Below are 15,436 nucleotides of genomic sequence, written 5' to 3' on the forward strand. Positions count from 1 at the left end.
TTCGATTGTCCTGACCCCCTTTCCCAAACCATAGCATGGGCAGGAAATCTCGGGAAGCCTCCTCCCGTTACTGTTGATGGGTCGAAATTTGATTTTGATGGTGAATCTTGCCCCAAAATTTGATTTTAGAGCCCAAAAGCGCCCCAAAATAAAACTTTCGCCTTTTTCATTTTGCCTCAGTAAGTAGCAAAAACCTGTACGACTCAACGCCCGATCCGTACGGTTCACCCCTCAATCCGTACGACTCGAGGCCGCATCCGTACGGCTCACCTCTGGAAGAATCAACCTGTACGACTCAGCCCCCGATCCGTACGGTTCAACCCTCGATCCGTACGACTCGAGGCCGCATCCGTACGACTCACCTCTGGAAGAATCAACCTGTACGACTCAGTCCCCGATCCGTACGGTTCAACCCTCAATCCGTACGACTCGGGCCCGCATCCGTACGACTCACCTCTGGAAGAATCAACCTGTACGACTCAGCCCCCGATCCGTACGGTCCAACCCTCAATCCGTATGACTCGGGGGCGCATCCGTACGGCTCACGCCTGGAACAACCAATCCGTACGACTCAACGTCTGATCCGTACGGTTCAACCCTCAATCCGTACGACTCGAGGCCGCATCCGTACGACTCACCTCTGGAAGAATCAACCTGTACGACTCAACGCCCGATCCGTACGGTTCAACCCTCAATCCGTACGACTCGAAGCCGCATCCGTACGGCTCACGCCTGGAACAACCGATCCGTACGACTCAACGCCCGATCCGTACGGTTCAACCCTCAATCCGTACGACTCACCTCTGAAGAACTAAAAAACAACCGCCTCCCTCGAGACGGTTGTTCATGCTTCTCTTCACTTTCCGAACCATTTTCCGCCGGCGGATTTGTTCAGCCGATTCATGACGGCGCGGCCGATGCCGTGGTCTTCGACGGCGGCCGCTAGGATCAGGTCGGCGTCGGTTGTGTCACATTCGCGGAGTGCGGCGTACAAGTCGGCGGAGACGGATTCGGGGTCCCCCGCCTTGCCGGCCGGGAAGAACCAGTCGGCGCCGGCTTCTTTGAAACCGGCAGGCGCGACGAGTGCGACACGGCGCCCTTCCCGGTGCAGCCCGTCGACCGCCTCACGGATCTCCCCTACATCCGGCCGGATTATGAAGACCGGTGCTTCCGGCGAATAATGGGTGTATTTCATTCCCGGGGCCCGGGGTGCCGCAACTCCTGCTTCCGCCGCTTCGGCGGATCCGTTGACCGGGCCGATGAGCGGCTCGAGCATGCCGGCCGTCACCGCGCCCGGCCGGAGAATGGCCGGTACCTCCGAGGTGAGATCCAGGACGGTCGACTCGATGCCGATGCCGGTGCGGCCGCCGTCCAGTATGTAAGAAATTTTGCCGGCCAGGTCAGCCGCCACATGGTAGGCGGATGTCGGGCTCGGCTTGCCGCTCGTGTTTGCGCTCGGTGCGGCGACCGGCCGGCCGAGTTGGCGCAGCAGACGGAGCGCGACCGGGTGATCCGGCATGCGGAGCCCGACGGTGTCCAGTCCGGCCGTGACCGACGGGGCGAACACACCGGGCGCCGCCTTCAGGATGAGCGTGAGCGGACCCGGCCAAAATGCATCCATCAACACTTTCGCAGAGTTCGGCACATCCGCCGCATACTTCATTACTTCCTCCGCTGTCCCGACATGCGCGATCAGCGGATTGTCGGACGGACGTCCCTTTGCCTTATAGATTTTCCGGACCGCCTCTTCTGACGTGGCGAGGGCCCCAAGCCCGTAAACCGTCTCCGTCGGAAAGGCGACGAGCTCCCCTTCAAGAAGCAGGCGGACAGCCCGCTCAAAGTGCTCCTCGTCCCCTCTCCCCGTCAGCACCGCTTTCTCCGTTTCCATCTCGATCTCTTCCTTTCCGCCGGACCATCCGGCCATTCCTCCTTAGGCGAACAGGCCTTTCAGCCATTCGACGAGGAAGAACGTCACCGGCTCTTCTTCCGTTTCTTCCTTCAGCTCGGACGCCGATTCTTCCGGAGGGTCGCACACATCCGGGAACAGCGCGCACCACCAGTTATCGCCGCGTCCGCTCCCGATCTTCACGACCCACGCATCCGCCTCCTGCTGGGCAAGCACACCGCCTTTGAAGCTTTTCGGCGGAAACACGGCCGGCCCCCGCTCAAGCGTCACGCCTTCGCCCAGTTCGCCGAGCAGCACAGGCAAAGACTCATCCAGCCGGATGGCCAGTTCTTCCGGCGTGCGACTTTCAAGCCTTGCCTGATTGATCACCGGTGCGATCAGCTCGACGATTTCCTGTTTTTCCGCCTGCGCGGACTCCAGGTTGCTGTCGGCGATCACCCGGATCCGCAGCATGCCCTCCGCCTCTTCCGCCCCGGCACCGTTCATCAGGAACAATGCGCACTGGACGATGAACAGCATCAGGACAAACTGGGCAAACGGAATGACGGCCCGCATCTTTTCTTTCAATGTTTCGGTTCGTTTAATTGTGTAGTCATTCAGCATGTTCTCTTCCTCCCTTGCCCGCATTGTGGACAGGGAAGGAGGAATCTATTCAACTATTTTATTTCAATAGCTCGCAAAATACGAACCGGTCTTTTCCATTAATGTCACAGACAACCTTAACATCTCCGTCCGGAAAGGCTTCGGCAAATAAACCCGACACGGCCGGTCCCTGTGTGTGGCCGATTTCGACGCCGACGAGCCCCGGCCGCTTCATCAGTGCCGGCAGTGCGTGCGCGAGCGTCCGGTAATGCTTGAGCCCTTCCTCTTCTGCAAACAAAGCGCCGTGCGGCTCGTGGCCGGTGACCGTGTCGGCCATTCCGACGGCTTCCGCCGGCGCAATGTACGGCGGGTTCGACAAGATGATGTCCCACTTTCCGCCAGTCAGCGGCTCCGCCATATCTCCTTCGGCAAATGAAATCGATGCACCGAGCCGCTCCGCATTTTCCTTCGCGACCCGGAGTGCCGCCGATGAAATGTCCGTCGCCGTGACCTCGGCATCCGGACGGCCGAGCTTGAAGGACACGGCAATGGCCCCGCTGCCCGTCCCGATATCAGCCATCCGCAGCGGCGACCCTTCCGACGGCCAGATCCGCGACGCGCGGCTGAGCGCTCCCTCGACCAGCTCTTCCGTCTCCGGCCGTGGAATGAGCACGTCCGGCGTCACACGGAATGTCCGGCCGAAAAACTCCTCACAGCCGGTCACGTACTGAAGCGGGATGCCCGATTCCATGGATTTGATCCCCGACAGGAATTGATTCCGCGGCCCTTGTTCTAGTTCGTTCGGCAGCCGGATGAGCAGCCCGGTCCGGTCCACACCGAGCACATGCTGCATCAGGAGCTCCGCCGCATAATCTTCCCGGCCGGCAGCGCGCAGTTGCTTCTTTCCTTCTGCAAGCACGGCCGCAATCGTTTTATTCTGCTGCATCGAGCTGCTCCAGGCGCTCTGCCTGCTCCTCCATGATGAGCGCATCGATCACTTCGTCGAGCTTGCCGCCGATGATCTGGTCCAGCTTTTGGATGGTCAGCCCGATGCGGTGGTCGGTTACACGGTTCTGCGGAAAATTATAAGTGCGGATCCGCTCGGAGCGGTCGCCCGAACCGACGGCCGATTTCCGCTTGGCGTCGTATTCCGCCTGGGCTTCCCGCTGGAATTTGTCATACACGCGGGCGCGCAGCACCTTCATCGCCTTTTCTTTGTTCTTGATCTGGGACTTTTCATCCTGACACGAAACGACGGTGCCGGTCGGAACGTGCGTGAGCCGGACGGCGGACATCGTCGTATTGACCGACTGCCCGCCGGGTCCGCTTGAGGCAAATGTGTCGACGCGGATATCTTTGTCGTGGAGCTCGATCTCGACTTCTTCCGCTTCCGGCAGGCACGCGACCGTCGCCGTGGACGTGTGAATCCGACCGCCGGATTCCGTTTCCGGCACGCGTTGCACACGGTGTGCCCCGTTCTCGAACTTCAGCCGGGAATAAGCCCCGTGCCCGCTGATCATGAAAATGATTTCCTTGAATCCGCCGAGCCCGGTCGGCGAGGAATCCATCACTTCCGTTTTCCAGCCCTTCGACTCGGCGTAGCGGCTGTACATCCGGAACAAATCACCGGCGAACAGTGCAGCTTCGTCTCCGCCGGCCGCCCCGCGCACTTCCATGATGACGTTGCGGGAGTCGTTCGGGTCTTTCGGGAGAAGAAGCACTTTCAATTCCTCCTCGAGGGCGGCGATCTTCTCTTCCAGCTCCGACGCTTCTTCCTTCACAAGGTCGCGCATTTCGTCATCGAGCTTTTCCGACAGCATCCCGCGTGCCTCTTTCAGTTCGGACTCTGCGGATTTGTAGCTCCGGTACACTTCTACCGTCCGGGCGATGTCCGACTGTTCCTTGGAATATTTCCGGAGCAATCCGGCATCTGACACAATCTCCGGGTCGCTCAGCAGTTCATTCAGTTTTTCGTAGCGGTCTTCAACCGCCTGCAGCCGTTCATACATGGCGTGGCCCTCCGATTTTCCATCTTGATGATCATTCCATTATAACGCAAAAGGCACCCGGCCGTCTTTCGGGCAGGTGCCTTGTGGTTTATTCGTCCTCTAGCGCCAGGCTCTTCACCGAAACGCCGTTCGGCACTTCGTGGTGCATCCGGCATCTCGGCTCGTATGCTTCCGACGCGCCGACCAGAATCACCGGATCATCCGCGTGCGCCGGCTTGCCGTTGATGAGCCGCTGCGTCCGGCTCGCCGGCGATCCGCACACCGTGCAGACCGCCTGGAGCTTCGTAACATTTTCCGCGATTGCCATCAGCTGCGGCATCGGCCCAAACGGCTCGCCGCGGAAATTCTGATCAAGCCCGGCGATGATGACCCGGTAGCCATGATCCGCCAGTTCACTCGCCATTTCGATGATGCCCTCGTCAAAAAACTGGGCCTCGTCAATCCCGACAACATCCACGCTGTCGTCGAGATGGCGCCAGATCTGCCGGGAATCCGCCACCGGCATCGCAATGATTTCATTCCCGTTGTGGCTGACGACCGAATTGTCGCTGTACCGGTTATCGACCGCCGGCTTGAACACGGCGATTTCCTGTTTGGCAAAACGGGCGCGGCGCAGCCGGCGGATCAGTTCCTCGGACTTCCCCGAAAACATACTGCCGCAGATCACCTCAACCCAGCCGCCCTGCAATGAAACATACATCCGGAATTCCCCTTTCCAACCTCAGGGGCTCTCCCCCGTCCATGGTTTCCGAAACTTTATCTTAACGGATATTATGTACCATTTCCCGTCTTTAATTTTTTGGCCGGATGTGGTATGGCGAGGCGAAGACCGGCGGCAGCGGTTCAACCCTCAACGTTTCTCCGGATACAATCAACGCTTTGCCCGATGCAATCAACGCTTTGCCCGATACAATCAACGTTTCTCCGGATACAATCAACGTTCTGCCCGATACAATCAACGTTTCTCCGGATACCCTCGGGAACCATCCGTCCACTTAAAAACCCGCCCGGACAGGATGTCCGGACGGGTCGGTGCGAAGAGATTATTCTTCGTCGCGGCCTTCTTCTTTGAGGCCGTATTTTTTGTTGAAGCGGTCGATCCGGCCGTCGGCTGCAGCGAACTTCTGGCGACCCGTGTAGAATGGGTGGCATTCGGAGCAGACTTCCACGCGGATGTCTTCTTTAACGGAACCTGTTTCGAACGTGTTGCCGCAAGAGCAAGTGACGGTCGCTGTTTTGTAGTCCGGGTGAATTGCAGTTTTCATAAATTGTTTCTCCTCTCGCCCTGAACCATCTGGAACAGAGTACTATTATGATACTGCAGCCTTACACGGTCATACAGGCGAACCGTATATGCTGTCAGATAGTCGCAAGCTTACATTTCTCATTATAGCACCTCTCGCCCGCCGGTGCAATAAATAAATCCGGAAGTCAAAGCAGTCCTTTTCCGCCCCGCTTTTCCTTCATTTCTTTATCGAGCATCCGGAAGAATTCTTCGTTGCTGGCGGTGTTGCGGAGCTTCTTCAGGAAGCGTTCGGCGAAGTCCGGCGTGTCGGAGAAGGTGCGGCGGATCGCCCACAGTTTCTCGAGCCGGTCTTTCGGGATGAGCAGCTCCTCTTTCCGCGTGCCGGAGCGGCGGATGTCGATCGCCGGGAAGATCCGGCGTTCCGCGAGACTCCGGTCGAGGTGGAGTTCCATGTTGCCGGTCCCTTTGAATTCCTCATAGATGACGTCATCCATGCGGGAGCCGGTTTCGACGAGCGCCGTCGCGAGGATGGTCAGGCTGCCGCCTTCCTCGAGGTTGCGCGCCGCCCCGAAGAACCGCTTCGGCCGGTGGAGCGCCGCGGGGTCGATCCCGCCGGAAAGCGTCCGTCCGCTCGGCGGGATGACCAGATTGTACGCCCGGGCAAGCCGGGTGATCGAGTCCATGAGGATGATGACGTCCCGCTTGTGCTCAACGAGGCGCATCGCCCGCTCCAGGACGAGTTCCGCAACCTTCACATGATTGTCCGGCGTTTCGTCAAATGTGGAACTGGCGACGTCCGCCTTCACCGAGCGTTCGATGTCGGTCACTTCCTCCGGCCGCTCGTCAATGAGCAAAACGATGAGCTCGGCATCCGGATGGTTTTCGGTGATGGCATTCGCGATTTCTTTCAAGAGCTGGGTTTTCCCGGCTTTCGGCTGCGCGACGATGAGCCCGCGCTGCCCGAAGCCGACCGGCGACACGAGGTCCATGATGCGAGTCGACAACTGGGTCTGCTCTGTCTCCAGCTTGATCTGCCGGTCGGGATATAGCGGCGTCAAAGCCGGGAAATGGACGCGCTCCTTCGCCGTTTCGGGGTCTTCGCCGTTCACCGCGTTCACCTGAAGAAGCCCATAATAGCGCTCGTTCTCCTTCGGCGGGCGCACCTTGCCGCTCACCCGGTCGCCGTTTCGCAGGTCGAACCGGCGGATCTGGGACGCGGAGATGTAAATGTCTTCAGAGCTCGAAGAATAGTTGATCGGCCGCAGGAAGCCGTATCCTTCGGTCGGGATGATTTCAAGCACCCCTTCCATGAAGGAATACCCTTCCTGTTCAGCCCGCGATTTCAAAATCGCGAGGACGAGTTCTTTTTTCGTCATCTTGCTGTAGTAGGAAATATTGAATTTCCGTGCGAGGCCGTACAGTTCCTTCAGCGTCATGTCCTGAAGGCCGGCCAGCGTCACTTCCGCCATGGGCGGTCACCTCTCTTCGCTCGGTTGGGGGTTTGGGCGTCCGACCGGCCGGGTTTGGCCGGTCCGCCCAAGTCAGGGAAGAATGATAAAGAAGGAGATGCCCGGCGTCAGTCGCCGGGCATGAATGTAAAATCAGTATTCCATTACATAGTGCGGTTTTTTCTTCAGGGAATGGCGTCCTTCAACGAAACGGACCGTGCCCGATTTCGCGCGCATGACGAGCGAGTGCGTCGAACCATACGCTCCCTTGAACTGGACGCCCGACAGCAGTTCTCCGTCTGTGACGCCCGTTGCGGCGAAGATGGCGTCGTCGCCGCGCACAAGGTCTTCCATCCGGAGGACAGTGTTCACTTCGATGCCCATTTTCTTGCAGCGCTCGATCTCCAAGTCATTGGACGGGATGAGGCGGCCCTGGATCTCCCCGCCGAGGCACTTCAGGCCGACTGCGGCGATGACGCCCTCAGGCGCTCCGCCCGATCCGAACAGGATGTCAACGCCGGTTTCGTCGAAGGCCGTATTGATCGCCCCGGCCACGTCTCCGTCGTTGATGAGTTTGATGCGGGCGCCGGCCGCGCGGACTTCCTCGATGATTTTCGAGTGCCGGTCACGGTGGAGAATGGTTGCGACGACGTCCTCGATGTCTTTGTTTTTCGCCTTGGCGACGGCGCGGAGGTTGTCGATGACCGGCGCGTCGATGTCGACTTTGCCGACCGATTCCGGTCCGACGGCGAGTTTTTCCATATACATGTCCGGCGCGTGGAGCAGATTGCCGCGATCGGCGACGGCGAGCACGGCGAGGGCGTTCCAGCCGCCGGCAGCGACGATGTTCGTGCCTTCAAGCGGATCGACCGCGACGTCAACCGCGGGACCGGAGCCCGTGCCGAGTTCTTCGCCGATGTAAAGCATCGGTGCTTCGTCCATTTCCCCTTCGCCGATGACGACGACGCCCTGCATCGGAATCGTGTCAAACACGGTCCGCATGGCGGACGTCGCCGCATCGTCGGCTTCGTTTTTCAGGCCGCGGCCCATCCAGCGCGCTGAATTGAGCGCGGCGGCCTCCGTTACCCGTACAAGTTCCATTGATAAACTGCGTTCCATCCTGTTCATCCTTTCCTCCCCGGTCCGGGGTCCGTTCATTCGTTGCTCAAGAGACGGGCTCCGGCTCAGCCGGGCCGTCCCGCACCGCCTGCCGCTTCTGCCGGAATCCGCTCTTTTCGGATGTCCGCGCCGAGCCCTCTCAGCTTCTCGACGATGTTCGAGTATCCGCGTTCGATGTGGTGAATCTCCTGCACTTCCGTTTCCCCTTCGGCCAGCAGACCGGCCAGGATCAAGGCGGCCCCGGCGCGGAGGTCGGAGGCGCGGACGGAGGCGCCCTGGAGATCAGTCGGTCCGGAAATGATCGCGGAACGGCCTTCGACTCTTGCAGAGGCATTCATCCGGCGGAGTTCGTCGATATGCTTGAACCGGGCGGAATAAATCGTATCGGTGACGACGGACGAGCCCGCCGCCTGGGTGAGCAGCACCGAGAACGGCTGTTGCAGATCGGTCGGAAAACCGGGATAGACGAGCGTTTTCACATCGACCGACGTCAGTTTTTCCGTTTTTGGAATGAAGATCCGTTCTTCCTCCTCGACGACGCCGACGCCCATTTCACGCAGCTTCGCGGTCAGGGCTTCGACGTGGAACGGGATGACGTTGTCAATCGTGACGCCTCCGCCCGCCGCGGCGGCCATGATCATATAAGTGCCCGCCTCGATGCGGTCCGGAATGATCGTGTGGGTCGTGCCCGACAGCGACTCGACGCCGTCGATCCGGATGACGTTCGTGCCGGCTCCCTTGATATTCGCGCCCATGTTCGACAGGAGCGTCGCGACATCAATGATCTCCGGCTCTTTCGCCGCGTTCTCGATGACGGTGCGCCCTTCTGCCAACACGGCGGCGAGCATGATGTTGATCGTCGCGCCGACACTTGCAACATCCAGATAGATTTTCGCGCCGCGGAGCTTGTCCGCTCGCAGATAAATCGATCCGTGCTCATTCGTCACCGCCGCACCGAGCGCTTCGAATCCTTTGATGTGCTGGTCGATCGGGCGCGGGCCGAGATGGCAGCCGCCGGGCAGCCCGATGACTGCGCGGCCGAAGCGGCCAAGCATGGCGCCCATCAGATAATAAGACGCCCGGAGTTTCTTCACATTGCCGTTTGGCAACGGCATCGCGATCATGCCGGCCGGGTCAACTTTCATCGTCCCGCCCTCAAACGAGACGACGCCTCCGATTTCCTCGAGCAGCAGCTTCAGCGTCAGCACGTCGGCGATTTCGGGCAGGCCTTCGATCGTCACTTCGGATCCGGCCAGAATCGAGGCCGGGATGAGTGCAACCGCGCTGTTTTTCGCACCGCTCACTTTCACCGTGCCCTTTAGTTCCCGTCCGCCGTTAATTTTATATACGTCCATTCATTTCCCCTCGTTCTGCATCGTCGGCTCATTCGGCCGAGCGGCGGTTCCAGTCAGCGAGAAACGCCTCGAGGCCTTTGTCTGTCAGCGGATGGTGGAACATTTGCTTGAGTACTTTCAGCGGCGTCGTGGCGATATGCGCACCGTTCAAAGCGGCTTCCGTGATGTGCTGCGGATGGCGGATTGATGCGGCGATGATTTCCGTGTCGATGCCGTGGATCGAGAAGATTTCGGCGATTGTTGCGATCAGGTCCATGCCGTTTTGTCCGATGTCGTCCAGGCGTCCGAGGAACGGGGACACGTAAGTGGCACCGGCGCGTGCGGCAAGAAGCGCCTGGTTGGCACTGAAGATGAGCGTGACGTTCGTTTTGATGCCTTCCTTGGCGAAAGTCGAGCAGGCTTTCAGACCTTCTTCCGTCATCGGCAGTTTGACCGTGATGTTCGGAGCGATGGCCGCAAGTTCACGCCCTTCGCGGATCATGCCTTCTGCGTCGGTTGAAATGACTTCCGCGCTGACGGATCCCGGAACGAGTTCCGCAATTTCTTTCAGGCGGTCATGGAATGCGACATTTTCTTTTGCCACGAGCGACGGGTTTGTCGTCACGCCTGACAGGATGCCCCATGAATGGGCTTCTTTTATTTCGTCAAAGTTGGCTGTATCGATGAAAAATTTCATAGTGGTCTGTTCCTCCCGTGTACCGATTGATGAACGGAAAGAAGGAGGGTGCCGCCCGGGCGCCGCTCCTTTTCCATCCTGCTTCCTTAAGCTTTCCCCGAAGAACCGAATTCACGCATCTTGCCTTTGACTGTTTCCTTGATGGCTTCGCGTGCCGGCCCGAGGTATTTGCGCGGGTCGTAGACATCCGGGTCGTTGTTCAGCACTTCGCGGATGGCTTTCGTCGCGGAAATCTGGTTTTCGGTGTTGACATTGATCTTCGCCGTGCCGAGCGAGACGGCGCGCTGGATATCCTTTGTCGGGATGCCGGTGCCGCCGTGCAGAACGAGCGGAAGATCGGATTGCTTTGAAATCTCTTCCATTTCCTTGAAGCCGAGGTTCGGCTCGCCTCTGTACGGGCCGTGGACCGAGCCGAGCGCGGGTGCCAGGCAGTCGATGTCGGTCTTGCTGACGAGTTCCTCGCATTCCTTCGGATCGGCATAGATGACGCCGTCCGCGACCACATCGTCTTCCTGTCCTCCGACGACACCGAGTTCGGCTTCGACGGACACGCCGTGCTTGTGCGCAAATTCGACGACTTCGGACGTGATCGAAATATTTTCTTCAAGCGGCTTGGACGAGGCGTCGATCATGACCGACGTGAACCCGGCCTCCACCGCTTCCCTGCATTTATCAAACGACGAGCCATGATCGAGGTGGATGGCGACCGGCACGGTTGTCCCGTACGATTCCATGAGGCCTTTCACCATCGGGACGACCGCCTTGAAGCCGCCCATATATTTTCCTGCCCCTTCGGAGACGCCGAGGATGACCGGGGATTTCTCTTCTTCGGCCGCTTCCAGGATCGCCTGGGTGAATTCGAGGTTGTTGATGTTGAATTGCCCGACTGCATAGCCTTCGTTCTTCGCTTTTTTCAGCATTTCAGTCATGGAGACAAGTGCCATCTGGGATTCCTCCTTCGAATATAGGAATTGCTGTTTTTCAATCTTTCATACACTCTCCCATCATAACAAAAACAGGCAGTGTCCGCCACTGCCTGCCCGTTCATCCGAGGAGTTCGTTGACGGCCGTCCGCAATTCGTGGATGTCGAACGGCTTTGTAAAATAATCGGCCGCACCGAGTTCTTTCGCCGCGTCAATCTGCTCCTGCTCACCGTATGCGGTCATCATGAGGACCGGGGTCGCCGGCGCAGCCGCCTTGATCTCCTTGAGCACCTCGATGCCGTCCATTCCGGGCATTTTCATGTCGAGCAGCACACAGTCGGGCTCCGTTTCGCGAAGTCTTTCCAGCGCTTCAAATCCGTTTTTCGCAAGTACCGTTTCGTGCCCCTCCCGCCTGAACACCTCTGCCAGCAGCAGCCGGATTCCGTTCTGATCGTCCACGACCAAAATCCGCTTCATCCCCATCACGCCTTCCGTCCTAGTCAGTATTGGTTTGTATTCGAGATACAGGGGGATTTCCCTTTAAATCAAAGGAAAAATCTGAATTGTTTCCGCCAGATTGCGGTGTAATTCGTGTGCTTTCGCGCCCCGCCGTTTTATAATGAAGGCGGAGGGATTGCCATGAAAATGCTCACCACTCAGATCACCGGCCTTCTTCAGCGCATTGCATCAAGCGAGGAAGAGGCAATCGGGATGACCGCCCGGCTGCTCGCCCAGGCGACGACCGGACAGGGAAAGGTCTACTTTGCCGCATTCGGGGAACTCGGCGCCGTGAGCGCGAACGCAATACGCGGAGCGGAGCCGTTCAAAGGCGCCGTCCGCTACCGCGGAGAGGACATGACAAGCGCGGACCGCGTCTGGATCCTCACCCGGTCCGCATCGGACGAAGAGGCTCTGGCGCTCGCCCGCCGGCTGTCTGAACAGTTCATTCCGTTTGCGGCGCTCGCCTCGGAAGCCGAGGATGCAGAAGGCAATGAACTCGCAGATCTTGCGCATGCCTACGTGTCACTCGGCGTGAGGAAGGGCCTGTTGCCGGATGACGAGGGCGGCCGGACCGTCCTGCCCCATGCGCTCGCCGGCCTTTTCATCTATGAAGCCGTTCGCTTGGACTATGTCGAGCTGCTCACCGAATTTGATTGACCGAAGAGACGGGCATTCCGCCGGATTTTGTGCGGAGCGTCCGTTCTTTATTCACAAGAAAAAGGTCCCGCCGCAGTTTGGCAGGACCTTTTTACGTTGATTAATTGTTCGCATTTTCCATCGAGGCACGGATGAATTCGCGGAAAAGCGGCTGCGGGCGGTTCGGGCGCGAGATGAATTCCGGGTGGAACTGGCACGCGACGAACCAAGGGTGGTTCGGCAACTCGACGATTTCGACGAGACGGCCGTCCGGGCTCACTCCGGAGAATACGAAGCCGGCTTTTTCGAATTCATCGCGGTATTCGTTGTTGAATTCGTAGCGGTGGCGGTGGCGTTCATAGACGAGGTCTTCACCGTAAGCCTCATGGGCTTTCGTGCCCGGCTTGAGCTTGCACGGATACAGGCCGAGGCGGAGCGTGCCGCCGAGGTCTTCAAGGTCTTTTTTGTCCGGCATGATATCGATGATCGGGAAAGCGGTCGACGGATCGAGCTCCGACGAGTGCGCGCCGTCCATGTGCATCACATGCTGGGCGAATTCGACCGATGCAAGCTGCATGCCGAGGCAGATGCCGAAGAACGGGATTTCATGTTCGCGGGCATAGCGGACGGCGGCAACTTTGCCGTCGATGCCCCGGTCGCCGAAGCCGCCGGGAACGAGAATGCCGTCCATGCCTTCAAGCAGTCCGGCCGCATTTTCGTCGGAAATCTCTTCTGCGTTGATCCATTTGACGTTGATGTCCGCGTCAAACGCATAGCCTGCATGGCGCAGTGCTTCGACGACGGAAATGTAGGCATCCTGGAGCTCGACATATTTGCCGACAAGTGCGATGTTCACCGATTTTGAAAGCGACTTGACTTGGTCCACGAGCTTCGTCCATTCGCCGAGTTCCGGCTGGGGGGCGATGATGCGCAGATGATCGAGGACCAGGTCATCCATCCCCTGCCGGTGGAGGGCGAGCGGGATCTCGTAGAGCGTTTCGGCGTCGCGGGATTCGATCACTTCTTCCGGACGGATATCACAGAAGAGCGCAATCTTGTCTTTCATGTCCTGCGGAACCGGCTGCTCGGTGCGCACGACGATGAGATTCGGCTGGATGCCGAGGCCGCGGAGTTCCTTGACGCTGTGCTGCGTCGGCTTGGTCTTCATTTCGCCGGCTGCATGGATAAATGGAATCAGCGTGCAGTGGATGTACATGACTTCATCTCGGCCGAGGTCGCTGCGGAGCTGACGGATGGCTTCCAGGAACGGCAGGGATTCGATGTCGCCGACGGTTCCCCCGATTTCCGTGATGACGACGTCCGCGTGCGTTTCCTTGCCAGCGCGGAGCACGCGCTGCTTGATCTCGTTCGTGATGTGCGGGATGACCTGCACGGTCGCGCCGTTGTAGTCGCCGCGGCGTTCTTTTTTAAGAACGGTGGAATAGATCTTGCCGGTCGTGACGGCGGAGTACTTCGACAGGTTGATGTCGATGAAGCGCTCGTAGTGGCCGAGGTCAAGGTCCGTCTCCGCGCCGTCTTCCGTCACGAATACTTCCCCGTGCTGGTACGGGCTCATCGTACCCGGGTCCACGTTGATGTACGGGTCAAATTTCTGGATGGTCACGGCAAGGCCGCGGTTTTTCAGGAGACGGCCGAGTGAAGCTGCCACGATTCCTTTGCCGAGCGACGAAACAACGCCGCCTGTAACGAAAATATACTTTGTCATGTTCGATTTTCCTCCCTTGGTTGCCAAAACAAAAAACGCTCCCCTGCAAGCCGTTCTGCAGGGGAGCGCATACGCACATTTACTATCTCCTAATTCAGGAGCCCGAATAAATCATAAACCCGGGGCAAGGAAGAAGTCAAGTTTATTCTTCCTCTTCTTCTTCATCCTCTTCATCGATTTCGAGCTCTTCGTCAAGGTCGAGGTCTTCATCAAGATCGACATCCTCTTCCTCTTCTTCTTCGTCTTCTTCATCGAGGTCAAAGTCTTCTTCTTCGTCGTCGGCAAACTCATCGAGGTCCTCGTCGTCGAAGTCTTCTTCGTCGTCCGCCAGGAGATCCTCGTCTTCTTCGTCGTCTTCATCCACGACTTTCGCCTTCGCCTTTTTCTTGCGCGTCTTCACGACCGGCGCGGTTTCTTCCTCGATCTTGTCGACCGGGTACCATTCACGAAGTGCCCAGCGGCCGTCTCCGAGCGCCAGGAAGCGCCCGTCGATGTTCAAGTCCGTGTAAAAACGCACGAGGCGTTCTTTCATTTCGGCTTCCGACAGTCCGAGCAGCTTTTTCAGTTCCGCCATCAGTCCTTCAAACGGGATCGGCTCTCGGCGTTCCTCAAGGAGGGCATAGGCAAGATCTATGAATGCTTCTTCTTTCAATTGTTCTTTCGTCAGTTCTTGGAGGTTCAGGTTCATCAGGCGCACGTCCTTTCTGCATACGGTGGCATAATCCCCATTATATACAATCCGGGCATTCCCATGCCACCCTCATGTCTGTTTTTTCAGCAGCCGCATGCCGCGGAAAGTGAGCCAGAAAAGCTGGACGGACAGCAGGATCAGCGGAATCGCCGCCAGACCATGGTTGTACAGCAGGACGGTGGCGACCACCAGGACGAGCATGATGAAGATATGGATAGAGAGCTTCAACCGGCAAAACCTCCCTCGGCGGGCTTTCCTACATTATACAACAGCAGAAGAAAATGATGCCCCTGAAAAGGGACATCATGGGTGATTCTTTTCGGAATGAGCGGCGGAGAGCGGATCCGTACGGCTCGGGGCCGGATCCGTACGACTCAAGCCGGGTTCCGTACGGTTCAAGCCGGGTTCCGTACGACTCAGCCGCATCCGGTCGCCGGGTGACTCAACCCGTACGACTCGGGGACGGATCCGTACGACTCAAGCCGGGATCCGTACGGTTCAGGCCGGGATCCGTACGACTCGGCCGCATCCGGGCGCCGGGTGACTCAGCCCGTACGACTCGGGGACGGATCCGTACGACTCAAGCCGGGTTCCGTACGGTTCAGGCCGGGATCCGT

General features: G+C 58.6%; 16 protein-coding genes. 1 reads left to right on the forward strand and 15 read right to left on the reverse strand.

The window, feature by feature from the left end:
- Positions 1-856: 856 nt before the first annotated feature.
- The 12 genes from ACFFIY_RS08295 to ACFFIY_RS08350 all read right to left on the reverse strand — a co-directional run bounded on the left by ACFFIY_RS08295 (position 857) and on the right by ACFFIY_RS08350 (position 11,742).
- Positions 857-1,888, reverse strand: a complete 1,032-nt coding sequence (locus ACFFIY_RS08295; protein ID WP_354197252.1) for an L-threonylcarbamoyladenylate synthase — start codon at positions 1,886-1,888, stop codon at positions 857-859.
- A gap of 42 nt (positions 1,889-1,930) precedes the next feature.
- A complete protein-coding gene (locus ACFFIY_RS08300) occupies positions 1,931-2,509 on the reverse strand; it encodes a stage II sporulation protein R (RefSeq protein WP_354197242.1) in 579 nt (192 codons plus the stop codon).
- A 58-nt stretch (positions 2,510-2,567) separates the two neighbouring features.
- On the reverse strand, positions 2,568-3,434 hold the full coding sequence (gene prmC / locus ACFFIY_RS08305) for a peptide chain release factor N(5)-glutamine methyltransferase (RefSeq protein WP_354197240.1): 867 nt from the start codon (positions 3,432-3,434) through the stop codon (positions 2,568-2,570).
- On the reverse strand, positions 3,421-4,497 hold the full coding sequence (gene prfA, locus ACFFIY_RS08310) for a peptide chain release factor 1 (protein ID WP_354197238.1): 1,077 nt from the start codon (positions 4,495-4,497) through the stop codon (positions 3,421-3,423). The genes prmC and prfA overlap by 14 nt, the downstream gene beginning before the upstream one ends.
- A gap of 88 nt (positions 4,498-4,585) precedes the next feature.
- Positions 4,586-5,197, reverse strand: a complete 612-nt coding sequence (locus ACFFIY_RS08315) for a thymidine kinase (protein WP_354197236.1) — start codon at positions 5,195-5,197, stop codon at positions 4,586-4,588.
- 343 nt (positions 5,198-5,540) lie between these two features.
- Positions 5,541-5,762 carry a 50S ribosomal protein L31 gene (rpmE, locus tag ACFFIY_RS08320; RefSeq protein ID WP_076756795.1) on the reverse strand — a complete coding sequence of 74 codons (222 nt, stop codon included), beginning with the start codon at positions 5,760-5,762 and terminating at the stop codon, positions 5,541-5,543.
- Positions 5,763-5,928: 166 nt separating this feature from the next.
- Positions 5,929-7,212 carry a transcription termination factor Rho gene (gene rho / locus ACFFIY_RS08325; protein WP_354197234.1) on the reverse strand — a complete coding sequence of 428 codons (1,284 nt, stop codon included), beginning with the start codon at positions 7,210-7,212 and terminating at the stop codon, positions 5,929-5,931.
- A 132-nt stretch (positions 7,213-7,344) separates the two neighbouring features.
- Positions 7,345-8,310 carry a class II fructose-bisphosphatase gene (glpX, locus tag ACFFIY_RS08330; RefSeq protein ID WP_354197232.1) on the reverse strand — a complete coding sequence of 322 codons (966 nt, stop codon included), beginning with the start codon at positions 8,308-8,310 and terminating at the stop codon, positions 7,345-7,347.
- A 65-nt stretch (positions 8,311-8,375) separates the two neighbouring features.
- Entirely contained in the window at positions 8,376-9,665 is a 1,290-nt protein-coding gene (murA, locus tag ACFFIY_RS08335; protein WP_354197230.1) for a UDP-N-acetylglucosamine 1-carboxyvinyltransferase, read from the reverse strand.
- A 28-nt stretch (positions 9,666-9,693) separates the two neighbouring features.
- Positions 9,694-10,341: a fructose-6-phosphate aldolase gene (gene fsa, locus ACFFIY_RS08340; RefSeq protein WP_354197228.1), complete on the reverse strand. Its 648-nt coding sequence runs from the start codon at positions 10,339-10,341 to the stop codon at positions 9,694-9,696.
- Positions 10,342-10,427: 86 nt separating this feature from the next.
- Complete coding sequence (locus tag ACFFIY_RS08345) at positions 10,428-11,285, reverse strand: class II fructose-bisphosphate aldolase (RefSeq protein WP_354197226.1); 858 nt, start codon at positions 11,283-11,285, stop codon at positions 10,428-10,430.
- A 100-nt stretch (positions 11,286-11,385) separates the two neighbouring features.
- Entirely contained in the window at positions 11,386-11,742 is a 357-nt protein-coding gene (locus ACFFIY_RS08350) for a response regulator (RefSeq protein ID WP_354197224.1), read from the reverse strand.
- A 162-nt stretch (positions 11,743-11,904) separates the two neighbouring features.
- Between ACFFIY_RS08350 and ACFFIY_RS08355 the strand changes: the two genes are divergently transcribed.
- Positions 11,905-12,423, forward strand: a complete 519-nt coding sequence (locus tag ACFFIY_RS08355; RefSeq protein WP_354197222.1) for a DUF2529 family protein — start codon at positions 11,905-11,907, stop codon at positions 12,421-12,423.
- A gap of 100 nt (positions 12,424-12,523) precedes the next feature.
- Here ACFFIY_RS08355 and pyrG read toward each other — a convergent pair whose 3' ends face one another.
- The 3 genes from pyrG to ACFFIY_RS08370 form a co-directional block, all read right to left on the reverse strand.
- Complete coding sequence (pyrG, locus tag ACFFIY_RS08360) at positions 12,524-14,128, reverse strand: CTP synthase (RefSeq protein WP_354197220.1); 1,605 nt, start codon at positions 14,126-14,128, stop codon at positions 12,524-12,526.
- A gap of 142 nt (positions 14,129-14,270) precedes the next feature.
- Positions 14,271-14,816 carry a DNA-directed RNA polymerase subunit delta gene (rpoE, locus tag ACFFIY_RS08365; RefSeq protein WP_354197219.1) on the reverse strand — a complete coding sequence of 182 codons (546 nt, stop codon included), beginning with the start codon at positions 14,814-14,816 and terminating at the stop codon, positions 14,271-14,273.
- 72 nt (positions 14,817-14,888) lie between these two features.
- On the reverse strand, positions 14,889-15,047 hold the full coding sequence (locus ACFFIY_RS08370) for a hypothetical protein (RefSeq protein ID WP_354197217.1): 159 nt from the start codon (positions 15,045-15,047) through the stop codon (positions 14,889-14,891).
- Positions 15,048-15,436: the final 389 nt, after the last annotated feature.

It is taken from the genome of Bhargavaea ullalensis (genome assembly GCF_042432615.1).
GTDB classification, from domain to species: Bacteria; Bacillota; Bacilli; order Bacillales_A; family Planococcaceae; genus Bhargavaea; species Bhargavaea ullalensis.